We start from the raw sequence: 23,012 nt of genomic DNA on the forward strand, positions 1-23,012 counted from the left end.
TGTCCGGGAGCAGCGGCTCGTTCAGCTCGATGTGGCCCAGGTGGACGGGCAGGGCGGGGCGCAGCGCGCGCACCCGGTCCGCGAGCGCCCGCACGGTGGCGAGCGCCCGCGGGTCGCGGCTGCCGTGGGCGACCAGGACCAGGGCGGGCGGCGCGGCGCGGCGGCCGAGCGGGGACAGCAGCCGCAGCCGGCCGGCGACCTGGCTGCCGATGCTGTCCATCAGGTGCGCCGTGCTGTCGAGGTGGACGCGGGACTCGGAGCGGGAGGGGTGCGACGCCGTCATGGAACGATCCTGACCGCGCGAGATTGCGTGGCCGTTGCCGGGCCGTCACGGGCGTTTTCCGCTGCTTCACGCCGTACGGATGCGCGATGTGAGGCGAACCGGATCACGCGCGGCGGCGTCCTCACTCAGCAGAACTGATCAGAACCGATCGAAACGAGATCGGAACGAGGTCGGAACCAGATCGGACCCCCGCACCGGGGCCCTACGAAGGGGGCCGTATGAAGATCCGTCGACCGCGGTTGCCGCGCACGCGTGCCGGGCAGCGGCGGCTGGTGCAGGCCGTGGTGGCCGGGTGCGTGCTGGCGCTGCTGCCGGCGACCTGGCTGTACGTGTCCACGGCGCACCGGCTGCGCACGACGGCGAACGCGCCGCACGCCCCGGTCGCGGTCGTGTTCGGCGCCGGGCTGGACGACGGGCGGCCGTCGCGGTACCTCGCGCACCGGCTGGACGCGGCGGTGCGGCTGTACCGGGCGGGGCGGATCAGGGCCGTCCTGGTCACCGGGGACAACAGCCGCAAGGACTACGACGAGCCGGACGCCATGCGCGCGTACCTCACGCGGCACGGGGTGCCGGGCGACCGGGTCGTGCGGGACTACGCGGGCTTCGACACCTGGGACTCGTGCGTGCGGGCCAAGAAGATCTTCGGGGTGGACCGGGCCGTGCTGGTCAGCCAGGGCTTCCACATCCGCCGGGCGGTGGCCCTGTGCGAGGCGGCGGGCGTGGACGCGTACGGGGTCGGGGTCGACGACCGGCACGACGTCACCTGGTACTACGGCGGTACGCGCGAGGTGTTCGCGGCGGGCAAGGCGGTGCTGGACGCGGTGTTCCGGCCCGCTCCGCAGTTCCTGGGGCCGAAGGAGCCCGGGATCGCGCGGGCGCTCGCCGCCGGGCGGTGACGTCCCTCACCGCGTCCGGCGGGGCGCGGGGAGGTCGCCGTGCCGGGCGCGTAACCGGAGGCGGCACGGGGCCGTAACACGCCGGACGCACGCTGGACGGCATGGAGAACACCTCGACGCCCACCCACTGCCCGTACTGCGCCCTGCAGTGCGGGATGAACATCACGCCCCTGCCGCAGGGGGGCGTCGAGGTGACCGAGCGGGCGGACTTCCCGGTCAACCGGGGCGCGCTGTGCGGCAAGGGCCGTACGGCGGCCGCCGTGCTGTCGCCGGCGGTGCGGCTGACCTCGCCGCTGGTGCGCTCCGGCGGCCGGCTGGTAGAGGCGGGCTGGGCCGAGGCGCTCGACCTGGTCGCCGAGCGGCTCGGGGCGACGCGGGACCGGTACGGCCCGGACGCGCTGGGGGTCTTCGGCGGGGGCGGGCTGACGAACGAGAAGGCGTACGCGCTGGGCAAGTTCGCGCGGGTCGTGCTGGGCACCTCGCAGATCGACTACAACGGCCGGTTTTGCATGTCGTCGGCCGCGGCCGCCGGCGCGAAGGCGTTCGGGCTGGACCGGGGGCTGCCGTTCCCGCTGGAGGACATCCCCAGAACCGGGTGCGTGATCCTGGTCGGCTCCAACCTCGCCGAGACCATGCCGCCGTCGCTGCGCTTCTTCACCGAACTGCGCGAGAACGGCGGCACCCTGATCGTCGTCGACCCGCGCCGGACCAGGACGGCCGAGCAGGCGGACCTGCACCTCGCGCCCCGCCCCGGCACGGATCTCGCCCTGGCGCTGGGCCTGCTGCACCTGGTGGTGGCCGAGGGCCGCACGGACGACGCCTACATCCGGGAGCGGACGAGCGGCTGGGAGGAGGCCCGGGCGGCGGCGATGGCGCACTGGCCGGAGTACGTGGAGCGGATCACGGGGGTGTCCGTTCCGCACCTGCGCGAGGCCGTGCGGCTGTTCTGCGCGCCCGAGTCGGCGATGGTGCTCACCGCGCGCGGTCCCGAGCAGCAGTCCAAGGGCACGGACACGGTGGGCGCGTGGATCAACCTGTGCCTGGCGACCGGGCGGGCGGGCCGTCCGCTGTCCGGGTACGGCTGCCTGACCGGGCAGGGCAACGGGCAGGGCGGCCGCGAACACGGCCAGAAGGCCGACCAGTTGCCGGGCTACCGCAAGCTGGACGACCCGGCGGCCCGGCGGCACGTGGCCGGGGTGTGGGGCGTCGACCCCGACGCCCTGCCCGGCCCCGGGCGCAGCGCGTACGAACTCCTCGACGCCCTCGGCACGGACGTGCGGGCGCTGCTGCTGATGGGCTCCAACCCGGTGGTCTCCGCGCCGCGCGCGGCGCACGTCGAGCGGCGGCTGCGGTCCCTGGACTTCCTCGCGGTCGCGGACGTCGTGCTGTCCGAGACGGCCGAACTGGCGGACGTCGTGCTGCCGGTCACCCAGTGGGCGGAGGAGACGGGCACCACGACCAGCCTGGAGGGCAGGGTCCTGCTCCGCCGCAGGGCCGTCAGCCCCCCGCCGGGCGTCCGCAGCGACCTGTACGTCCTGCACGAACTCGCGGCCCGCCTGGGTGTGGAGAAGGGCTTCCCCACCGACCCGGAGGAGACCTTCGAGGAGCTGCGCCGGGCCAGCGCGGGCGGCCCGGCGGACTACTCCGGGATCACCTACCGCAGGCTCGCAAAGGAGAACGGGGTCTTCTGGCCCTGCCCGGACCCGGAGAGCGGCTCCCGCGAAAGGAGCCCGGTGGATGCGGCGGAGGCCGCCGGGACCGCCGTCCACCCCGGCACCCCCCGTCTGTTCCTGGACCGTTTCGCCACGCCGGGCGGGCGCGCGCGGTTCGTCGCCGTGGCGCACCGGGCCACGGCGGAGGAGCCGGACGACGAGTACCCGCTGCTGCTGACCACCGGCCGGGTGGTGGCGCAGTACCAGTCGGGGGCGCAGACCCGGCGGGTGCCGGAGCTGAACGCGGCCGCGCCCGGACCCTTCGTGGAGCTGCACCCGCGCCTCGCGGCCCGGCTCGGGGCGGCCGAGGGCGAGCCGGTGGCGGTGGTCTCCCGCCGGGGCCGCGCGGTGGCGCCCGCGCGGATCACCGCCGCCATCCGCCCGGACACCGTCTTCATGCCCTTCCACTGGCCGGGCGAGGGCCGTGCCAACACCCTCACGAACCCGGCCCTCGACCCCACCTCCGGCATGCCGGAGTTCAAGTCCTGCGCGGTGCGGGTGGAGGTTCTCGGCCCGGGGGTGTAGACCGCGTTTCCGCCCGTGGGCCGAGGCGGGCGCGGGCGGGCGCGGCGTACGGTCGGAGCATGTCCGACAGCGAGCAGTTCGATCTCGACGCCTACCTGGGCCGCATCGGGTGGCAGGGTGACCGGCGGGCGGGCCTGGCGACCCTGCACGGGGTGCATCTGGCCCACGCCCGGTCCCTGACCTTCGAGAATCTGGACCCGCTGGCCGGGCGGGCGCCGTCGCTGGCCATGGCCGATCTGATGGCCAAGATGGTGCACGGCCGGCGCGGGGGCTACTGCTACGAGCACAACCTGCTCCTGTGGCGAGCGCTGGAAGCGCTCGGGTTCCGGGTGACCGCGCTGACCGCGCGCGTGGTGCTGGGCGCCGGGACGCCCGAGGAGCGGCCGCGGACGCACGCGATGCTGAGGGTCGCCGTCCCGGGTGATCCGCGACCGTATCTGGCGGACGTCGGCTTCGGGGCGCGCGGCGCGCTGCTGACGCCGGTGCCCCTGGTCCTCGGCGCCGAGTTCGAGGGCGCCGGGCGCCGCCACCGCTTCGCGCGGCTGCCGCACGACGGCCCGCTGGAGCTGTGGGCGTTGCAGGCGTACGACAGGCAGCGGGGCGAGTGGGTCGGCCAGTACGCGTTCACGCTGGAGCCGTTCGCCGCCGCCGACTTCGAGGTGTTCAACTGGCACGTCGGCACCAACCCGCGCTCCCCCTTCACCCGCCGCCCCTATCTGCAGCGGACCACGGCGGAGCGTCATCTCTCCCTGGACGGCGACCGGTTGACCGAGACGCGGGCCGACGGCGCGGTCACCGAGCGCACGCTCGCCGACGAGGCCGAGGCGCGGCGCGTGGTGGAGGAGGAGTTCAGCGTCGAGATTCCGGAGGGGCTGAGACTGCTGGGCTGAGACCGCCGGGCGGAGAGAGCCGGGCCGAGACCGCCGGACCGAGACCGCCGGGCCGAGACCGCCGGGCCGAGACCGCTGCCGAGGCCGCTGGCTGAGACTCCCGGGCCGGAGAGGGCTGAGCCGAGAGCGCCGTACCGAGAGCGCCGTACCGAGACCGCCGGGCCGAGACCGCTGCCGAGGCCGCTGGCTGAGACTCCCGGGCTGAGACCGCCGGGCGGAGAGAGCCGGGCCGAGACCGCCGGACCGAGACCGCCGGGCCGAAACCCCCAGGCCGAGAGCACCGGACCGAGACCGCCGCCAAGAACCGCCGGGCCGGGGCCCGTGGGCCGGGTCAGCGGCGGGACCGCCAGTCGCCGTCCTCGATGCGGGTGCCGCAGGTGCGCAGCCGGGCGGCGACGGGTGGGGCGGCCAGGTAGACCCAGGCACGCACGAGGGTGCCGTCGCCGCGCAGGACGGGCCGGGCGACGCGTTCGTAGAGGTTGCGGGGGTCGCCCGGCACGTACTCCTCCAGCCGGTCCAGGGCGGCGAGGAGTTCGCCGTAGGCGTCCGGGCGCGCGGTCACCAGTTCGCCGCGCACCTCACCGCCGGGCTGCTCGACGGCGTACGGATAGCCGGGCCCGTCGTAGAGCACGGCGCGCGGCAGGCGGCCGGGTTCCTCGGCGAGGGTGCGCCCGCGCAGGTAGAGGTCGTGGTTCGGCTCGCCGGGGCGCAGGGTGCCGTAGACGAAGAAGGGCAGCGGGTCTCGGGGATCCGTGGTGATCACGGAAACGATTCTGGTCCCCCTCCGCCTCCACACACATCTCCATGGAGACGCTATGGACATGACATGTCATGGCCCCTTAAATCTCAGTGACATCCAGCGCCTTCCCCCGCCTAGCCTGGCGCCTTCCCAAGGAGACCGATGAGCCCGATACGGCAGCCTGCCCGAGGATCCCGTCGTCTCGCGACCGCCGGCGTCGCCGTCACCACCGCGACCCTGCTGGCCGTCACCCTGTCCCCCGCCGCCCACGCCGCCACCGGACCCACCCGGGCCACCGCGATCGAGCACGCGGCGTCGGCCCTGCTGTCCCACGCGGCGAGCCTGGGCCTGACCTCCGCTCAGGGCACCAGCGTCCGTGACGTGATCGTGGACAGGAACGGCACCCAGCACGTCCGTTACGACCGCACGTACCACAACCTCCCGGTGCTCGGCGGCGACTTCGTCGTCCACCTCGCCCCGAACGGCGGCTACCGCGGCGCCGACCGGGCCACCCGCAGCGCCATCTCGCTGCCCTCGACCACCCCGGAGATCTCCGCCCCGAAGGCCGCCGACCTCGCGGTGAACGCGCTGCGCGCGGCCAACCTGGGCGAGCGGCTGCAACAGGTCAAGGCCAAGCCCCAGTTGGTCATCGACGCGCTGCACGGCGCGCCCAGGCTGGCCTGGCGCACCAACGCCGTCGGCCTGGACTCGCTCGGCAACCCGGTCGCCCGCACAGTGATCACCGACGCCCGCACGGGCACCCGGATCGACGCGTGGGACGCCATCGAGACGGCCGCCGGCGACGGCCAGTCGCTCTACAGCGGCACGGTGGCGCTGCAGACGACCCAGTCCGGCTCGTCCTACCAGCTCAAGGACCCGACGCGGGGCAACACCTACACCGGTGACGCCGCCAACAAGACGGACCTGTGCTTCCTCGGCATCTGCTTCAGCCGGGCGCCCGCGACCCTGTTCACGGACGCCGACAACCACTGGGGCACGGGCAGCGGCGCCGACCGCTCCACGGCCGCCGTCGACGCCCAGTACGGCACCGACGAGACCTGGGACTACTACAAGAACGTGCACGGCCGCAACGGCATCGGCGGCGACGGCAAGGGCTCGTTCAACCGCGTCCACTACGGCAACAGCTACAACAACGCCTTCTGGGACGACAGTTGCTTCTGCATGACGTACGGCGACGGCGACGGGACCACCTTCGGGCCCCTGGTGGCGCTGGACGTGGCCGGGCACGAGATGACGCACGGGGTGACGTCCAAGACCGCCGCGCTGACCTACTCCGGCGAGTCCGGCGGGCTGAACGAGGCCACCTCCGACATCCTCGGCACGATGGTCGAGTGGTACGCCGACAACCCCTCGGACCCCGGTGACTACCTGATCGGCGAGAAGATCGTCCGCCCCGGCTTCGGCAAGAGCGCTCTGCGCTACATGGACCGGCCGTCCAAGGACGGCAGCTCCGCGGACTACTGGAGCTCGTCGGTCGGGAACCTCGACGTCCACTACTCCTCCGGTGTCGCCAACCACTTCGCCTACCTGCTGGCGGAGGGCAGCGGGCCGAAGACCATCAACGGCGTCGCCTACAACTCGCCCACCTACAACGGTTCCACGATCACCGGCATCGGCCGGGACAAGGTCGGCCGGATCTGGTACCGGGCGCTGACGGTCTACATGACGTCCTCGACGAACTACGCGGGCGCGCGGGCCGCGACCCTGAACGCGGCCAAGGACCTCTACGGCGCGGGCAGCACGGAGTACAACACGGTGGCCGCGGCCTGGAGCGCGGTCAACGTGAACTGATCGTCCCGCGGTGACGGTCCCGGGCCGGTGTCCCCTCGCGGGCACCGGCCCGAGCCGTGCCCCTGACGCTCCGTCACCCGTTCAACGGCAGCCGTCAGCCCATTCGTGTTTTCTTCGTACGATTATCTTCCCAAGCTCACGATCACGCCCCTGACCTGTGAAGACTCCCCGGACGTTGCGCTGTGTGGGGGCCGCGGACGACACCCGTTCACCGCATTTCCGGCGGACTCCCGGGAGGCGGACCGGGCCCGGACCCACTTACCTCGAAAGGGCAGGGGAGACACCAGTCGGACAAGCTCTGGGGAGCACCATGCGACGCACCGCCCGTCTGCTGACCGGTACCGGGTTCGCCGTGGCCGCGGCAGCCCTCACCGCCGTACCCGCCTACGGCGCCGGCGCCGGCACCGGCACGCTCGAGGTGTACCCCTCCACGGCCGTGCCCGGCGGGCAGGTCAGCGTGAACACCGCCGCGTGCGGCGACAAGGGCGTCGCGACCGGCGACGCGGGCGCGGTGGGCGCCGGCACGTTCATGCTGGCGCCCAGCGCGCACAACGGCGAGGCGATCGGCCAGTTCCGGGTACCGTCCAGCGCGCAGCCGGGGACGTACGAGATCGTCGCGAAGTGCGCGGAGGGCGACCGGCAGGTGACGGGCGACCTGGTGGTGGCACTGAGCGCGGCGCACGAACAGGTGCAGCCGCGGGGAAGCGTGAAGACGGGGGTCGGCGGCGCACTCGGCCCCGACCCCGTGCAGACCGCGGCGGGCGTGGCGGCTCTGGCCGTCGCCGCCGCGGGCGGTACCTGGCTCCTGCATCGCCGGGCGAGAGGCGACGGGATCTGACGGGCACCCTCCGCTGTCCGTCCGCAGGTACCGCACACGTCCCCTCCCGCTCCGGGTCCGATGCCCCTCGCGGCCCGGAGGGGGAGGGGATCCACCGCACCACACCGGGGCGCCCCGGCCCGGGACGGCGCCCCGGACCCGGTTCGGGGGTCCGCCCCCGGGAGAGGGGTTCGTATGCGCAGCACGCGAACACGCGCGGCGCGCAGGCGCAGGCTCGGGGACACCGCGATAGCCGCCGTCACCGTCATCGCCCTCGGCTCGGGGGTGTGGCTGCTGGGCGGCCCGGCGCACACGCCCCCGCAGCCGTCCGCCGCCGAGAGCCGCCCCGACCCGGTCGAGGAGCGGCTGGCCGGGCCCTCGCTGCCGCCGTCCCCGCCGCTGCGGATCCGGATCCCCTCGATCCGGGTGAACGCCCCGCTGATGGGCCTCGGCCTCACCCCCTCCGGCAGCCTGGACGTGCCGCCCGCCGCGGACAAGAACCTGGCCGGCTGGTACGAGGCCGGCACCATGCCCGGCGAGACGGGCACCGCGATCGTCGCCGGCCATGTCGACAACACCGAGGGCCCCGCCGTCTTCTACGACCTCGGCGCGCTCAAGCGGGGCGCCCGCATCGAGGTGGACCGCCGGGACGGCACCGTGGCCGAGTTCACCGTGGACGCGGTGGAGGTCTACTCGGCCCGCGACTTCCCCGACGCCAAGGTGTACGGCGCCGCCCACCGCCCCGAGCTGCGGGTGATCACCTGCGGCGGCGGCTACTCCAAGGCCACCGGCTACCAGGGCAACGTGGTCGTCTTCGCCCACCTGACGGGCAGCCGCTAGGCCGGGGCCGCATCCCCGGGTACGGCACCCGCCGTACTCCCGGAGGGCGGCCGGCGCACCTCACAGCCCTCCCCGGCGCGCGCACGGGACCCTCACACCCGCCGCGCGCCCCTGCTGAGGGCAGCGTTCCCCGTGGGAAACAGGGGTGATGCCACCGGGTAACGTCCCACCCGCACGCTCGGGACATGACCTCGAATACGCGTGTGGTGGTGATCGGCGCCGGCCTCGCGGGCGTACGGCTCGCCCGGCGGCTCGGCGAGCTGGGCACGCCCGCGCTCCTCGTCGGCGAGGAGGACCACCCGCCGTACAACCGGGTGCTGCTCGCCGAGGTGCTGGCCGGCCGGTACGCCCCCGAGGTGATCGCCCTGCCGGTGCCCGCCGGGCTGCTGCGCACCCGGGTCACCGGCATCGACCGGGCCGCCCGGACCGTCGCCTGCGCCGACGGCACCACGATCGCCTACGACACGCTCGTCCTGGCGACCGGCTCCAACCCGGTGCTGCCGCCGCTGCGCGGCCTGTTCACCCCGGACCGCCGGCTCCCCGAGGGCGTCCACGCGTTCCGCACCCTGGACGACTGCCTGGGCCTGGCCAAGGCGGTGCGGCCGGGCGTGCGGGCGGTCGTCATCGGCGGCGGGCTGCTCGGCGTCTCCGCCGCCCGCGCGCTCGCCGTGCGCGGCGCCCAGGTGGTCCTCGCCCAGCAGGCCGAGCGGCTCATGGAGCGCCAGCTCGACCCGGACGCCTCCCGGCTGGTGCTGCGGCACCTGACCGGTCTCGGCGTCGAGGTGCACACCGAGTGCCGGGTGCGGGACGTGCGCTGCGTCGGCGGCGCGGTCCGCTCGGTGGAGCTGGCCGACGGATACGCGCTCGACGCCGACCTCGTGGTCGTCGCCTGCGGGGTGCATCCGCGCACCGGCCTGGCGCAGCAGGCGGGCCTCGCCGTCCACAAGGGCGTCCTGGTCGACGACGAGCTGCGCACCTGCGACCCGCACATCCGCGCCATCGGCGACTGCGCCCAGCACGACGGCACGGTCTACGGCCTCGCCGCCCCGGCGCTGGAACAGGCCGACGTCCTCGCCGAGCTGCTCACCGGCACGGCGGGCGCGCGGTACTCCGGCACGCGCTCGCTGACCCGGCTCACCCTGACCGGCCCCGACTCCCCCTTCGACCTCGCCGCGTTCGGCGAGCCCGAGCCGCGCCCCGGCGACGACGTGGTGCGCCTCGCGGACGCCACCCGCGGCACCTACCGCAAGGTCGTCGTCCGCGACGACCGCCTGGTCGGCGGGGTCCTCGTCGGCGAACTCGGCACCGTCGGCGCGCTCGCCCGCGCCTGGGAGGGAGCCGAGCCGCTCCCCGACGACGGCCCCCTGCTCCACCTGCTCACCAACGATGGAGGCTCCTGATGACCGCCACCCCGGGGGCCACCCCCACGATCGTGCTCGTCGGCCACGGCATGGTCGGCCAGCGCTTCCTCGAAGCGCTCGCCGAGCGCGGCCTGACCGCCACGCACCGCGTGGTCGTGCTGTGCGAGGAGCCGCGCCCGGCCTACGACCGCGTGCAGCTGACCTCGTACTTCTCCGGCCGTACGCCTCAGGAACTGTCGCTCGCCGACCCGCGGTTCATCGAGGACCACGGCATCGAGCTGCACCTCGGCGACCCGGCGCGGACGATCGACCGGGCCGCCCGCACGGTCACCGCCCGCTCCGGGCTCACCGTCGGCTACGACGTGCTCGTGCTCGCCACCGGCTCCTACCCCTTCGTGCCGCCGGTGCCGAACAAGGACGCGGCCGGCTGCTTCGTGTACCGGACCATCGAGGACCTCCTCGCCATCGAGGAGTACGCGCGGGCGAAGGCGACGACGGGCGCCGTGGTCGGCGGCGGCCTGCTGGGCCTGGAGGCGGCCGGAGCGCTCAAGGGCCTCGGACTCGACACCCACATCGTGGAGTTCGCGCCGCGCCTGATGCCGGTGCAGGTCGACGAGGGCGGCGGCGCGGCCCTGCTGCGGACCGTCGAGGGCATGGGCCTGACCGTGCACACGGGCACCGGCACCCAGGAGATCGTCACCGGCGCCGACGGCTCGGTGACCGGCATGAAGCTGTCCGACGGCTCCGAACTCGCCGTCGACATGGTGGTGTTCAGCGCCGGTGTGCGTCCGCGCGACCAGCTGGCCCGGGGCTGCGGTCTCGCCGTCGGCGAGCGCGGCGGCATCACCGTCGACGAGCAGTGCCGCACCGTCACCGACCCGAACGTCTTCGCGATCGGCGAGTGCGCGCTGGCGGCCGACGGCCGGGTGTACGGGCTGGTGGCGCCCGGCTACGAGCAGGCGGAGACGGCCGCGGCCACGATCGCCCGCGACGAGGCGTCCTTCACCGGCGCGGACCTGTCGACCAAGCTGAAGCTGCTCGGCGTGGACGTGGCGTCCTTCGGCGACGCGCACGGCACCGCCGAGGACTGCCTGGACGTCGTCTACTCCGACTCCCGCGCGGGCCTGTACAAGAAGCTGGTCATCGGCAAGGACGGCACGCTGCTCGGCGGCATCCTCGTCGGCGACGCGGAGGCGTACGGCACCCTGCGCGCGCTGACCGGTTCGGTTCCCCCCGTCTCCCCCGAGTCGCTCGTCCTGCCCGCCGGAGCCGACCCGGGGGCCCGGCTCGGCCCCTCCGCACTGCCCGACGACGCGATCGTCTGCTCCTGCCACAACGTCAGCAAGGGCACGATCCGGGGCGCGGTCACCGACCACCGGTGCACCACGGTGCCCGAGGTGAAGAAGTGCACCAAGGCCGGTACGGGGTGCGGCAGTTGCGTGAAGGTGCTGGGCCAGCTGGTCACCGCCGAGCTGGAGGCGTCCGGCGTCGTGGTCGACAAGGGGCTGTGCGGCTGCTTCGCCCGGACCCGCGAGGAGCTGTACGAGATCGTCCTCGCGCTGCGCATCACCTCGTACCGGGAGCTGCTCGACCGCTACGGCCGCGAGGGCGCCCGCGGCGGCGACGGCTGCGAGGTCTGCAAGCCCGCCGTCGGCTCGATCATCGCCTCCCTCGCCCCGGCGATCGGCGCGAGCGGCTACGTCCTGGACGGCGAGCAGGCGGCCCTGCAGGACACCAACGACCACTTCCTGGCCAACCTGCAGAAGAACGGCTCGTACTCGGTCGTGCCGCGCATCCCCGGCGGCGAGATCGCCCCCGAGAAGCTGATCGTGATCGGCGAGATCGCCCGGGACTTCGGCCTCTACACGAAGATCACCGGAGGTCAGCGGATCGACATGTTCGGCGCGCGGGTCGAGCAACTGCCGCTGATCTGGGCCCGCCTGGTGGACGCCGGCTTCGAGTCCGGCCACGCCTACGGCAAGGCGCTGCGCACGGTGAAGTCCTGCGTGGGCTCGACCTGGTGCCGGTACGGCGTGCAGGACTCGGTCAGGATGGCGATCGACCTGGAGCTGCGCTACCGGGGCCTGCGCTCCCCGCACAAGCTGAAGTCGGCGGTCTCCGGCTGCCAGCGCGAGTGCGCCGAGGCGCAGTCGAAGGACTTCGGGGTGATCGCCACCGCCAACGGCTGGAACCTCTACGTCGCCGGCAACGGCGGCGCCACCCCGCGCCACGCCGACCTGCTCGCGCAGGACCTGTCCGACGCCGAACTGGTGCGCCTCATCGACCGGTTCCTGATGTTCTACATCCGCACCGCCGACCGGCTGGAGCGCACCTCGACCTGGCTGGAGCGGATCCCGGGCGGCCTGGACCACGTGCGGGACGTGGTGGTGCACGACTCGCTCGGCATCTGCGACGAGCTGGAACGGCTCATGCAGGCCCATGTCGCGCACTACCGCGACGAGTGGGCCGAGACCGTCAACGACCCCGAGAAGCTGGCCCGGTTCGTGTCCTTCGTGAACGCGCCGGACACCCCGGACCCCGTGGTCGCCTTCGTCCCCGAGCGCGACCAGATCAAGCCCGACCTGCCGCTGCTGTCCATCGGCACGCGGCCCGCCGACGACGTCCTGGAAGGAAGCGCCCAGCGATGACCCTGGCCCTCGAGACGACCGACCTCAAAGTCCAACTGCGGCTTGCCGACGGCTGGTTCACGGCCTGCGAGCTGAGCGCGCTGACCCCGGGCCGCGGGGTGGCCGCGCTGCTGCCGGACGGCCGCCAGGTGGCCCTCTTCCGCGACCGCGCCGACCGTCTGTACGCCGTCGACAACCGCGACCCCTTCACCGGCGCGGCCGTCCTCTCCCGCGGCCTGACCGGCACCCACGAGGGCCGCCCGTTCGTGGCCTCCCCCCTGCTGAAGCAGCGCTTCGACCTGGCCACCGGGGAGTGCCTGGACGACGCGTCCGCGCGGGTGACGGCGTACGAGGTGCGCAGCGTCTGACGCGGCCGTCCGCCGAGCCGGCCGGCCCGGCGGACTCGCCGGCGCCCTCGCCACCGACCGCCCGGGAGGCCCGGCGGTCAGCCATGAGCGCCGATGACGAAGGGGTGTCGCGGCGGTGTGCCACCGCGAGGGGACTAGGTGTCCCCGCCGAGGGCGCCGCAGGTCACGCCGGTCAGCCGCGCCGACTCCCGCCAGAGCCGCCGGGCCATGGCGTCGTCGACGGTCCAGGGCGCGTCCTCGGCGGCCCGCAGTCTCGACAGGAGCAGCGCCGTGAGCGCGAAGTGCCCGAGGTGGTTGACGCCGAACTGCGTCTCGAACCCGTCGGCGGTCGTCCCGTACGGCAGGGCCATCACGCCGGCGTTGTTGACGAGCAGATCCAGCCGGTCGTACGGCAGTGCCCGCGCGAACCCCCGCACGCTCGCGAGATCCCCCAGGTCGAGCAGGCGCAGCTCCACCCGCGCCCCCGGCACCTCCCGCCCGATCCGCTCGACGGCACCGCTCCCGCGCGCCTCGCTCCGGCACGCCAGCACCACCCGGGCTCCCTTGCGCGCCAGCTCACGGGCGGTGACGTAGCCCAGGCCGCTGTTGGCGCCGGTGACGACGGCGGTGCGGTCGGTAAGGTCGGGGATGTCGGCGGTGGTCCAGCCGGTCATAGGCCGATTTCCTCCGGTTCACCTCGGCGATGCACAACTTTTCCGGGACCGGGCGCATCCAACACGGTGGACCTTCATCCACCCATTCGCCCGTTGGAGGCGGATACGCCATGTTTCAGTATCGGTACCCTCGGAGATTTCTCCGGGCATTCCCCCGGCGCGGTGCGGCCGCCGTGCTGACCGCCGCGCTCGTGGGGCTCACGGCCACGGGAGCCGCGTGGAACGCGACCTCGGCGGCGGCACGGACCTCGACGACCGTCCGGACCTGCACGGTGAGCGACCTGTACCTCTCCATGGGCCGCAAGGAGGGCGCGGCGGGGTCGCTGTACTGGCCGCTCACGTTCACCAACACCAGCACGTCCAGCTGCGCCCTGCGCGGCTACCCGGGCGTCAGCGTCCTGGACACCGCGCACCACCAAATCGGCCCGGCCGCCACCCGCAGCGGCCGCTCCTACGCAACCGTCACGCTCGCCCCGGGCCACTCGGCCTCGGCGGTCCTGCGCACCACCAACGGCCCGGTGGGCAGCCCCTGCCTGCGCACCGGCACCTACCTGCGCGTCTACCCGCCGGCCTCCTACACCGCCACCCTGGTCCCGGCCCCCTGGACGACGTGCTCGGGCATCTTCCAGGTGGGTCCGGTCAACACGCAGGGCCTGTTCTGACCGAGGCTCCCCCGCGGCGGGCGGCACCCACCACCGGGCGCCGTCCCGATCACCCCGCGTCTTCCGGGCCTTCCGGGTCTTCCGGGTCTTCCGGGTCTTCCGGGGCGGAGGACACCGGAGGGGCGGCACCCCCGCACAGGGTGCCGCCCCTCCTCTTCGTGCGCCGGAGCCGCCGTCGATCGGTGAGGGTCGGGGACCGGCGACGGCTCCGGGGTCATGCGGCCCGGCAGGACTTGGCGGTGGCCTAGCGGTGGTCGCTGCCCTCCGAGTTCGTGGCGGCGCGGCCCGCCTCGAGCCGGGCGACCGGGATGCGGAAGGGGGAGCAGGAGACGTAGTCCAGGCCGGCCTCGTGGAAGAAGTGGACCGACTCGGGGTCGCCGCCGTGCTCGCCGCAGACGCCGAGCTTGAGGTCGGGACGGGTGCGCCGCCCCGCTTCCGCCGCCGCCTTGACCAGGGAGCCGACGCCGTCCTTGTCGATCGTCTCGAAGGGGGAGACCCCGAAGATGCCCTTCTCCAGGTAGGCCGTGAAGAAGGAGGCCTCGACGTCGTCGCGGGAGAAGCCCCAGACGGTCTGCGTCAGGTCGTTGGTGCCGAAGGAGAAGAACTCGGCCGCCTCGGCGATCTGGCCGGCGGTCAGCGCGGCGCGCGGGAGCTCGATCATCGTGCCGATCGCCAGCTTCAGCTGCGTGCCCCTCGCCGCCTGGACCTCGGCGATGACCTGGTCGGCCTCCTCGCGGACGATCTCCAGCTCCTGGACGGTGCCGACGAGCGGGATCATGATCTCGGCGCGCGGGTCGCCCTTCGCCAGCTTGCGCTCCGCCGCGGCCTCGGCGATCGCGCGGACCTGCATGGTGAACAGGCCGGGGATGACCAGGCCGAGGCGCACGCCGCGCAGGCCGAGCATCGGGTTCTGCTCGTGCAGACGGTGCACCGCCTGGAGCAGCCGGAGGTCGTTCTCGTGCGGCTCCTGGCGGGACTCGGCCAGGGCCACGCGGACCGACAGCTCGGTGATGTCGGGGAGGAACTCGTGCAGCGGCGGGTCGAGGAGGCGGATCGTGACCGGAAGCCCGTCCATCGCCTCGAAGAGTTCGACGAAGTCCTTCTTCTGCAGCGGCAGCAGCTCGGCGAGGGCGGCCTCCCGCTCCTCCTCGGTGTCGGCGAGGATCAGCTTCTCGACCATCTCGCGGCGCTCGCCGAGGAACATGTGCTCGGTGCGGCACAGGCCGATGCCCTGCGCGCCGAAGCGGCGGGCCCGCAGCGCGTCCTCGGCGTTGTCGGCGTTGGCGCGCACCCGCAGCCGGCGCTTGCGGTCGGCGAAGGCCATCATGCGGTGGACGGCCTCGACCAGCTCGTCGGCGTCGTCGGCGCCCGGGTGCATGCGGCCCTCGAAGTACTCCACCACCGGTGACGGCACGACCGGGACCTCGCCCAGGTAGACCTTGCCCGTCGAGCCGTCGATGGAGATGACGTCGCCCTCTTCCACGACGTGGCCGCCGGGGATCGTCATGCGGCGGCGCTTGGTGTCGACCTCGAGCTCCTCCGCGCCGCAGACACAGGTCTTGCCCATGCCGCGCGCCACCACGGCCGCGTGGGACGTCTTGCCGCCGCGGGAGGTCAGGATGCCCTCGGCCGCGATCATGCCGTCCAGGTCGTCGGGGTTGGTCTCACGGCGGACCAGGATGACCTTCTCGCCGGAGCGGGACCACTTCACGGCCGTGTAGGAGTCGAAGACCGCCTTGCCGACCGCCGCACCCGGAGACGCCGCGATGCCGCGCGCCACCTGCTCGACCTTCGCGTGCTCGTCGAAGCGCGGGAACATCAGCTGGGCGAGCTGGGCGCCGGTGACGCGCTGGAGCGCCTCGGTCTCGTCGATCAGGCCCTGGTCCACCAGCTGGGTGGCGATGCGGAAGGCGGCGCCGGCGGTGCGCTTGCCGACGCGGGTCTGGAGCATCCACAGCTGGCCGCGCTCGATCGTGAACTCGATGTCGCACAGGTCCTTGTAGTGGTTCTCCAGCGTCTCCATGATCTGCATGAGCTGGTCGTACGACTTCTTGTCGATCGACTCCAGCTCGGCGAGGGGGACGGTGTTGCGGATGCCCGCGACCACGTCCTCGCCCTGGGCGTTCTGCAGGTAGTCGCCGTAGACGCCCTGGTGGCCGGAGGCGGGGTCGCGGGTGAAGGCGACGCCGGTGCCGGAGTCGGGGCCGAGGTTGCCGAAGACCATCGAGCAGACGTTGACGGCGGTGCCGAGGTCGTGCGGGATGCGCTCCTGGCGGCGGTAGAGCTTGGCGCGGTCGCCGTTCCAGGAGTCGAAGACCGCCTTGATGGCGAGGTCCATCTGCTCGCGCGGGTCCTGCGGGAACTCCCGGCCGGCCTCCTTCTTGACGATCTTCTTGAAGGTGGCGACCAGCTTCTTCAGGTCGGCGGCCTCCAGGTCGGTGTCGACCGTGACCTTCTTGGCCTCCTTGGCCTTCTCCAGGGCCTCCTCGAAGAGGTCGCCGTCGACGCCGAGGACGGTCTTGCCGAACATCTGGATGAGGCGGCGGTAGGAGTCCCAGGCGAACCGGTCGTCGCCGGCCTGCTTGGCCAGGCCCTGCACGGACTTGTCGGAGAGTCCGATGTTGAGGACGGTGTCCATCATGCCCGGCATGGAGAACTTGGCGCCCGAGCGGACCGACACCAGCAGCGGGTTGTCGGGCTGGCCGAGCTTCTTGCCCATGCGGGCCTCGAGCGCCTCGAGGTGCGCACTCACCTCGTCACGCAGTGCCGCGGGCTCTTCACCGCTGTCCAGGTAGACCTTGCAGGCCTCCGTGGTGATGGTGAAGCCGGGAGGGACCGGGAGACCCAGGTTGGTCATCTCGGCGAGGTTGGCGCCCTTGCCGCCGAGGAGGTCCTTGAGGTCCTTGTTGCCCTCGGTGAAGTCGTAAACGAACTTCGCTACGTGGGGTTCTTTGTTTTCCGACACGGGTCTCGACTCCTTGAGGCCACGGTGGCTGCCCTGACGGCGAGGAACATACCCAGATCAAAGGCAGGTGGGTACGTCCACTTGCGCGTCATGCGCCTGTAACCACTCGTCCGCCAGTGGATCGAAAGTCAAAGCTTGGCAAGCCGAGCGGCGTCGATGTTTTCACTTCTTGAACGCATTCAGGTCCATGCATGCCGGTTTCCCGCTCATATGAGCGCGTCACGCCACGACTGATTTCGCTCGATGAACGATCACGGGGTGGCACCGAGTGCCACCCCTTGGAGAAGTAATGTCGCCCATGATCCGCTCATCTGAGCGCAACCCTTATCAAGGGTGGCGAGAATCACGCTGCCACAACGGCCGCGATTTCACCATGCGGACCGCCTTCCGGACCCGAAACGTCCGGAAAACAGCCGTGTCACACGCCCAGAGCGCGCAGCCGCTCCTCCACCCGCTCCGGTGCGTAGAGGTGCTCCACGACCAGCGCGCCCGCTCCGATGAGCGCGGCCCGCTCCCCCAGCCGGGAGGTGACGACGTCCAGGTGGGCCGTGGAGCGGGGCAGCGCCCGCTGGTACAGCAGCTCGCGCACGCCGGTGAGGAAGGGCGTGCCGGCCAGGTCGCCCGCGATCATCAGCACGCCCGGGTTGAGCAGGGTGACGACGGTGGCCAGCACGTCCCCGACCCGGCGGCCGGCCTCCCGGGCCAGCGCCGCCGCCTGCGGGTGGCCCGCCGCCAGCAGGTCCCGCACGTCCGCGCCGGAGGCGGCCGGCACCCCGGCCTCGGCCAGCCGCCTGGCCACGGCGCCGCCGCTCGCCACGGCGGCGAGACATCCCTGGGACCCGCAGCGGCACACCGCGTCCGCGCCGACCCGGATGTGCCCGATGTCGCCCGCGCCGCCGTCGATCCCCCGGTAGATCGAGCCGTCGACCACGACCCCGGCGCCGATGCCGGTGGACACCTTCACCAGCACGAAGGCCGCGCAGTCCGGGTGGCCGGTGCGCTGCTCGCCGTAGGCCATGAGGTTGGCGTCGTTGTCCACCAGGACCGGGACCGCCGGGGCGCCGGTGTGCTCGGTGAAGGCGCGGGAGAGGCGGCCCGCCATGTCGTAGCCGTCCCAGCCGGGCATCATCGGGGGCTGGACCACCCGGCCGGTCCCGCTGCCCACCGGTCCGGGCACGGCGAGTCCGATGCCGCACACCTCCGCGGCCCGGTGGCCGGCCTTCTCCAGCAACTCGGCGAACCAGCGGCCCAGTTCGCCCAGCACCGGCTCCGGGCCGTCGTCGACCGCCAGCGCGCCGGAGTGCTCGGCCAGGACCTCGCCGGTCAGCGAGAGGACGGCCGCCCGGGCGTGCCGGGTGTCGAGGTCGGCGGCGAGGACCACGGCATGGGAGTCGTCGAACTCCAGGGTGATGGAGGGGCGCCCGCCGAGCGGCGAGTCGACCGGGCCCCCGGCGCCCTCGCGCAGCCAGCCGGCCCGGAACAGCCGGTCCAGGCGCTGGGCGACGGTCGCGCGGGACAGTCCGGTCGCCTGCTGCAGCGCGCCGCGCGTCACGGCCCGTCCACTGCGCACCAGTTCGAGCAGATCGCCGGCGCCCGCCTGGCTTCCGCTCCTCCCGGTTCTCCCCGCACGTCCGGTCATGCGCACCCCCTTGTGCTTCTCAAGTTTGCCTTACATATTGAGTTTTGCGTGTTAAATGGACGTAACCCTACGGTAGCCTCCGCCAAACCCGGTCGGCCGGCCGGACCTCTTCGTCCTCGGGGAGCCCCGCGTGGATCGCACTGCCCAGCTCACCGCCCGACCCACGGAGTACGGGATCGCGTACGCTCCACCGGCCCCCGCCGCGTCTCCTGCCCCGTCCCCCACCACGCCCCTGCACGTGCGCGCGGCACGGGTGCTGGAGGCGAACTGGACGGGCACCTCGACGGTCCCCTCCCGAAAGCTGTACCCCCACCAGTGGTCCTGGGACTCGGCGTTCATCGCGATCGGCCTCAGGCATCTCTCGCCGCTGCGCGCCCAGACCGAGCTGGAGACGCTGCTGGCGGCACAGTGGGCCGACGGGCGCGTGCCGCACATCGTCTTCAACCCCTCCGTACCGCTCGACGCGTACTTCCCCGGCCCCGACTTCTGGCGCTCGGCCACCGCCGGACGGGCCGCGGGCGCCCCGCGCACCGTACAGACCTCGGGCATCGTGCAGCCACCGGTGCACGCGCTGGCGGTCTGGCTGGTGCACCGCGCCGACCCCGAACTCTCTCGCGCCCGGGGCTTTCTGGCCCGGACGTACCCGCGGCTGGCCGCCTGGCACCGCTATCTGCTGCACCGGCGGGACCTGGGCGGCGGCGGGCTGGTCTCCGTCGTCCACCCCTGGGAGCAGGGGATGGACAACAGCCCCTGCTGGGACGCCCCGCTCGCCCGGATCGCCCCGGCCCCGGCCCGCTCCTTCCGCCGCGCCGACCTCGACCACGGCGCCCCCGAGGACCGGCCGACGGACCTGGACTACGGCCGGTACGTGCGGCTGGCCGCCGACTACCGGGACGCGCGGTACGCCGACGGCGGCGGTGAGTTCGCCGTCGAGGACCCGGCGTTCAACGCGCTGCTCATCGCCTCCGAGCACGCGCTCGCCCGGATCGCCGGGGAGCTGGGCGCGGCCGGCACCGCCCGGCACGCGCGCGCCGAGCGGCTGACGGCCGCACTGGTGGAGCGGCTGTGGTCGCCGGCGGCCGGGATGTTCCTGTGCCGGGACCTGCGGGGCGGGGGGCTGATCCCCGAGCGAGGGGTGTCCGGGCTGGTCCCGCTGCTGCTGCCCGGGCTGCCCGGGGAGGCCGCCGCCGCGCTGGTGCGCACCCTGTGCGGCCCGCACTTCGGGTTCGGCCACCGCACCCGGCTGGTCCCCAGCCACGACCTCCTCGGCGAGGCCTTCGACCCGCACCGTTACTGGCGCGGCCCGGCCTGGTTCAACACCGCCTGGCTGCTGGAGCGGGGGCTGCGCACGCACGGCGAGCGGGCGCTGGCCGACGCGCTGCGCGACGCCGTGCTGGAGCTCGCCGACGGCACCGGTTTCGCCGAGTACGTCGACCCGTACACCGGCGAGGCGTGCGGCGCGACCGGCTTCGGCTGGACCGCCGCGCTGGCCCTGGACCTGCACCATGAGCTGCACCAAGAGCTTCTCAAGAGCCCCGGACAGGGCGTGTCCCCGTCGGGCACCGGCACGTTCGACAGGAGTGACGAGGGAGGAGTCCGGTGATGACCGACCGGCATCATCTGCTCGTGCGCGGGGCGACCTTCGCCGCCGTGGGCGACCGGGGCGACATCAGCGGGGTGCGCGGCGGCAGCTCCCCGGACGGGTTGTTCGTGCGCGACGCCCGACACCTCAGCCGCTGGCAGCTGACCGTCGAGGGCGCGGTGCCCGAGGTGCTCACCCCGGTCGCGGACGGCGACACCGCGCGGTGCGTCCTCGTGCCGCGCGGCGGGCGCCAGGAGCCCCCGGCGCACACGCTCTTCCGGGAGCAGGCCGTCGGCGACAGCTCGTTCGTGGAGACAGTGCGCGTGACCAGCAACCGGCCGGTGCCCACGACCGTCCGGCTGGCCATCACCGCCGACGCCGACTTCACCGACCAGTTCGAGCTCCGCTCCGACCACCGCACCTACGTCAAGGCCGGCGCCCAGCGCTCCCGCGTCGTCATGGACGACGGCATCGAGTTCACCTACCGGCGCGCGGAATGGACGTCCTGTACGACCATCACGGCGGAGCCGGCACCCGACGCCGTGGAGGAGACCGGCACGGGCGCCCGCCGCCTGGTCTGGGCGCTGGAGCTGGAGCCGCACGGCACGCGCGAGTTGGTGCTGCGGGTGATGGCCCGCCCGCACGGGGACCGGCGCGCGCTGCGCGTCCCCCGCGACCCGGCCGCGGTCAACGCACAACTCCACGCCCTGGAAGGCGAGTTCGTGGAGGGCGTGGCCTTCCCCACCGGCTGGCCGGAGCTGGCGGCGGCCTGTGCGCGGGGCCTCGCCGACCTCGCGGCGCTGCAGGTGCCGGCCACCGGCCCCGACGGCGAGGAGCTGCGGGTGCCGGCCGGCGGCGCCCCCTGGTTTCTCACGCTGCTGGGCCGGGACACCCTGCTCACCTCCCTGTTCGCGCTGCCCTACCGCCCGCGGACGGCCGCGGCCACGCTGCTCGCTCTGGCCGCCACGCAGGCGACCGGCGCGGGGGCGTCCCGGGTCGGCCAGCCCGGCAAGATCGTGCACGAGGTGCGCCACGGCGAGCTGGCGCACTTCGGGCAGGTGCCGTACGGGCGCTACTACGGCTCGGTCGACGCCACCCCGCTGTTCCTGGTGCTGCTCGGCGCGTACACCGAGCGGACCGGGGACACGGCCCTGGCCCGCCGGCTGGAGGGGCACGCCCGCGCGGCCGTCGCCTGGATGCTCGACCACGGCGGCCTGACCTCCCGCGGCTACCTCGTCTACCGCGCCGACGAGGGCGGCCTCGCCAACCAGAACTGGAAGGACTCCCCCGGCGCGATCTGCTGCGCCGACGGCACCCGGCCCACCGGGGCGGTGATGGCGGCGGGCGCCCAGGGCTATGCCTACGACGCGCTGCGCCGGACCGCGTGGGTGGCGCGCACGGTGTGGGCCGACGAGACGTACGCGGCACTGCTGGAACAGGCGGCGGCCGATCTGCGCGACCGCTTCCAGCGGGACTTCTGGATGCCGGAGCCGTCCTTCCCGGCGCTGGCGCTGGACGGGCGGGGCCGCCGGATCGACGCGCTGGCCTCGGACGCCGGGCATCTGCTGTGGACCGGGCTGCTCGACAAGGAGTACGGCGAACTGGTGGGCCGCAGGCTCCTGGAGCCCGACTTCTTCTCCGGCTGGGGCGTGCGCACGCTGGCCGCGGGCCAGCCGGCGTACCACCCGCTGTCCTACCACCGCGGCTCGGTGTGGCCGCACGACAACGCGCTGATCACCCTGGGTCTGGCCCGCTACGGCCTGCACGACGAGGCCCGTACGGTCGCCCACGCGCTGGTCGACGCGGCGACGGCCGCCGGTCACCGCCTCCCGGAGGTGCTGGCGGGCTACGGCCGCGACACCCACCCCGAGCCGGTGCCCTTCCCCCATGCGTGCGTCCGCGAGTCCCGCTCGGCCGCGGCCCCGCTCGCGCTGCTCACGGCGGTGGGAGGCGCCTGACGGCCGCCTTGGCGAGGGGTTTGCCGGGTGTTTGCCAGGTGCTGTGAACAGGGGCGCTGAATCGGCCGTACGGGATGTCGGCGGGCCAGGCGGTCCGGGTCTCCGGTCCCGTCCAGCCTCCCCAGCGTGGCCCGCCGTCCGTCACGGGTCTCGCACGGAAGGACCTCCGGGTTGCCTCAGCACACCAGCACGCGCCAGCCACCGGGTACGGCCAGGGCGACCGAACACGCCGCCGAACGGGGCCCCGACGAAACACCCCCGACGGTCCTCGACTCCGACATCTCCGAGACCGACATCTCCGAGACGGCCGCCGAGGCCACGACGGAGGACCCACTCGACGCCACGGACACCGAGCCGAGGGCCGACGCCACGGACACCGAGCCCGGCGCCAAGGACGCGGACACCGAGCCGGGGCCCAGCGGCAACGTGACGCCCGGCACCAGCACCGCGGACCCCGCACACGAGACCGACACCACGGACACCACACCGAAGGCCGACACCACGGACACCGAGTCCGAGGCCGGCGCCGTGCCCGAGGAAAACACGGCGGAAGGCGCTGTCGCGGACACGGACCCCGCCGGGAAAGCCGGCCGCACCGACGCCAAGGACGGCACCGGCACCGGCAACCCCGACGCCGCATCGGCGGCCCCACCGGAAGGCGCCGCCTCCTCGGACGCCGCCGA

The 23,012-nt window shown here is 73.6% G+C and carries 16 protein-coding genes and 2 pseudogenes; 13 read left to right on the top strand and 5 right to left on the bottom strand.

What is annotated here, in order from left to right; genetic code table 11:
- A partial coding sequence (locus tag ACLU3S_RS24505) for a sirohydrochlorin chelatase (protein WP_413954099.1) occupies window positions 1–283 on the bottom strand: 283 nt, incomplete at its 3' end.
- Between the two features lie 218 nt (window positions 284–501).
- On the opposite strand from ACLU3S_RS24505, the gene ACLU3S_RS24510 reads away from it, so the two are divergent.
- The 3 genes from ACLU3S_RS24510 to ACLU3S_RS24520 all read left to right on the top strand — a co-directional run bounded on the left by ACLU3S_RS24510 (window position 502) and on the right by ACLU3S_RS24520 (window position 4,306).
- Window positions 502–1,179 (top strand): vancomycin high temperature exclusion protein, encoded by a 678-nt coding sequence (locus ACLU3S_RS24510; protein ID WP_413954100.1) that lies wholly within the window; start codon window positions 502–504, stop codon window positions 1,177–1,179.
- A gap of 101 nt (window positions 1,180–1,280) precedes the next feature.
- Window positions 1,281–3,416, top strand: a complete 2,136-nt coding sequence (locus ACLU3S_RS24515) for a molybdopterin oxidoreductase family protein (RefSeq protein ID WP_413954101.1) — start codon at window positions 1,281–1,283, stop codon at window positions 3,414–3,416.
- Window positions 3,417–3,475: 59 nt separating this feature from the next.
- Window positions 3,476–4,306: an arylamine N-acetyltransferase family protein gene (locus tag ACLU3S_RS24520; protein ID WP_413954102.1), complete on the top strand. Its 831-nt coding sequence runs from the start codon at window positions 3,476–3,478 to the stop codon at window positions 4,304–4,306.
- Between the two features lie 331 nt (window positions 4,307–4,637).
- Here the strand turns inward: ACLU3S_RS24520 and ACLU3S_RS24525 are convergent, their stop codons facing one another.
- A complete protein-coding gene (locus ACLU3S_RS24525) occupies window positions 4,638–5,069 on the bottom strand; it encodes a gamma-glutamylcyclotransferase family protein (protein ID WP_413954103.1) in 432 nt (143 codons plus the stop codon).
- Window positions 5,070–5,207: 138 nt separating this feature from the next.
- On the opposite strand from ACLU3S_RS24525, the gene ACLU3S_RS24530 reads away from it, so the two are divergent.
- The 6 genes from ACLU3S_RS24530 to nirD all read left to right on the top strand — a co-directional run bounded on the left by ACLU3S_RS24530 (window position 5,208) and on the right by nirD (window position 12,870).
- The gene (locus ACLU3S_RS24530; protein WP_413954104.1) at window positions 5,208–6,857 is read left to right on the top strand and encodes a M4 family metallopeptidase; all 1,650 of its coding nucleotides are present in this window, start codon (window positions 5,208–5,210) and stop codon (window positions 6,855–6,857) included.
- A 310-nt stretch (window positions 6,858–7,167) separates the two neighbouring features.
- Window positions 7,168–7,695, top strand: coding sequence for a hypothetical protein (locus tag ACLU3S_RS24535; RefSeq protein ID WP_413954105.1), 528 nt, complete (start codon window positions 7,168–7,170; stop codon window positions 7,693–7,695).
- 174 nt (window positions 7,696–7,869) lie between these two features.
- Window positions 7,870–8,514: a class F sortase gene (locus tag ACLU3S_RS24540; RefSeq protein ID WP_413954106.1), complete on the top strand. Its 645-nt coding sequence runs from the start codon at window positions 7,870–7,872 to the stop codon at window positions 8,512–8,514.
- A 185-nt stretch (window positions 8,515–8,699) separates the two neighbouring features.
- Window positions 8,700–9,914 carry an NAD(P)/FAD-dependent oxidoreductase gene (locus ACLU3S_RS24545; RefSeq protein ID WP_413954107.1) on the top strand — a complete coding sequence of 405 codons (1,215 nt, stop codon included), beginning with the start codon at window positions 8,700–8,702 and terminating at the stop codon, window positions 9,912–9,914.
- Window positions 9,914–12,523, top strand: coding sequence for a nitrite reductase large subunit NirB (gene nirB, locus ACLU3S_RS24550; protein ID WP_413954108.1), 2,610 nt, complete (start codon window positions 9,914–9,916; stop codon window positions 12,521–12,523). The genes ACLU3S_RS24545 and nirB overlap by 1 nt, the downstream gene beginning before the upstream one ends.
- Window positions 12,520–12,870: a nitrite reductase small subunit NirD gene (gene nirD / locus ACLU3S_RS24555; protein WP_413954109.1), complete on the top strand. Its 351-nt coding sequence runs from the start codon at window positions 12,520–12,522 to the stop codon at window positions 12,868–12,870. The genes nirB and nirD overlap by 4 nt, the downstream gene beginning before the upstream one ends.
- Window positions 12,871–13,109: 239 nt before the next feature.
- Here nirD and ACLU3S_RS24560 read toward each other — a convergent pair.
- Window positions 13,110–13,523: pseudogene (locus ACLU3S_RS24560) on the bottom strand (SDR family NAD(P)-dependent oxidoreductase); the annotation flags it as partial.
- 173 nt (window positions 13,524–13,696) lie between these two features.
- Between ACLU3S_RS24560 and ACLU3S_RS24565 the strand changes: the two are divergent.
- A complete protein-coding gene (locus ACLU3S_RS24565) occupies window positions 13,697–14,185 on the top strand; it encodes a DUF4232 domain-containing protein (RefSeq protein ID WP_413954110.1) in 489 nt (162 codons plus the stop codon).
- Window positions 14,186–14,429: 244 nt separating this feature from the next.
- On the opposite strand, the gene ppdK is transcribed toward ACLU3S_RS24565, so the two are convergent.
- Together ppdK and ACLU3S_RS24575 are read right to left on the bottom strand one after the other, a co-directional pair.
- Window positions 14,430–17,150: a pyruvate, phosphate dikinase gene (ppdK, locus tag ACLU3S_RS24570; RefSeq protein ID WP_413954111.1), complete on the bottom strand. Its 2,721-nt coding sequence runs from the start codon at window positions 17,148–17,150 to the stop codon at window positions 14,430–14,432.
- Window positions 17,151–17,568: 418 nt separating this feature from the next.
- The gene (locus tag ACLU3S_RS24575; RefSeq protein WP_413954112.1) at window positions 17,569–18,789 is read right to left on the bottom strand and encodes an ROK family protein; all 1,221 of its coding nucleotides are present in this window, start codon (window positions 18,787–18,789) and stop codon (window positions 17,569–17,571) included.
- Between the two features lie 130 nt (window positions 18,790–18,919).
- Between ACLU3S_RS24575 and ACLU3S_RS24580 the strand changes: the two genes are divergently transcribed.
- From ACLU3S_RS24580 to ACLU3S_RS24590, 3 genes and pseudogenes are all read left to right on the top strand, one after another.
- Window positions 18,920–20,392, top strand: a complete 1,473-nt coding sequence (locus tag ACLU3S_RS24580) for an MGH1-like glycoside hydrolase domain-containing protein (protein WP_413954113.1) — start codon at window positions 18,920–18,922, stop codon at window positions 20,390–20,392.
- A complete protein-coding gene (locus ACLU3S_RS24585) occupies window positions 20,392–22,329 on the top strand; it encodes a glycogen debranching N-terminal domain-containing protein (protein WP_413954114.1) in 1,938 nt (645 codons plus the stop codon). The genes ACLU3S_RS24580 and ACLU3S_RS24585 overlap by 1 nt, the downstream gene beginning before the upstream one ends.
- Window positions 22,330–22,500: 171 nt before the next feature.
- Window positions 22,501–23,012, top strand: a pseudogene (locus ACLU3S_RS24590) (hypothetical protein); the annotation flags it as partial.

Source organism: Streptomyces sp. AF1A, assembly GCF_047340315.1.
Classification (GTDB): domain Bacteria; phylum Actinomycetota; class Actinomycetes; order Streptomycetales; family Streptomycetaceae; genus Streptomyces.

Excerpts from the sequence above, each read along its gene's own strand:
- ACLU3S_RS24510 (WP_413954100.1), top strand. The coding sequence starts at position 502 with ATGAAGATCCGTCGACCGCGGTTGCCGCGCACGCGTGCCGGGCAGCGG.
- ACLU3S_RS24515 (WP_413954101.1), top strand. The coding sequence starts at position 1,281 with ATGGAGAACACCTCGACGCCCACCCACTGCCCGTACTGCGCCCTGCAG.
- ACLU3S_RS24520 (WP_413954102.1), top strand. The coding sequence starts at position 3,476 with ATGTCCGACAGCGAGCAGTTCGATCTCGACGCCTACCTGGGCCGCATC.
- ACLU3S_RS24530 (WP_413954104.1), top strand. The coding sequence starts at position 5,208 with ATGAGCCCGATACGGCAGCCTGCCCGAGGATCCCGTCGTCTCGCGACC.
- ACLU3S_RS24535 (WP_413954105.1), top strand. The coding sequence starts at position 7,168 with ATGCGACGCACCGCCCGTCTGCTGACCGGTACCGGGTTCGCCGTGGCC.
- ACLU3S_RS24540 (WP_413954106.1), top strand. The coding sequence starts at position 7,870 with ATGCGCAGCACGCGAACACGCGCGGCGCGCAGGCGCAGGCTCGGGGAC.
- ACLU3S_RS24545 (WP_413954107.1), top strand. The coding sequence starts at position 8,700 with ATGACCTCGAATACGCGTGTGGTGGTGATCGGCGCCGGCCTCGCGGGC.
- nirB (WP_413954108.1), top strand. The coding sequence starts at position 9,914 with ATGACCGCCACCCCGGGGGCCACCCCCACGATCGTGCTCGTCGGCCAC.
- nirD (WP_413954109.1), top strand. The coding sequence starts at position 12,520 with ATGACCCTGGCCCTCGAGACGACCGACCTCAAAGTCCAACTGCGGCTT.
- ACLU3S_RS24575 (WP_413954112.1), bottom strand. The coding sequence starts at position 18,789 with ATGACCGGACGTGCGGGGAGAACCGGGAGGAGCGGAAGCCAGGCGGGC.
- ACLU3S_RS24585 (WP_413954114.1), top strand. The coding sequence starts at position 20,392 with ATGACCGACCGGCATCATCTGCTCGTGCGCGGGGCGACCTTCGCCGCC.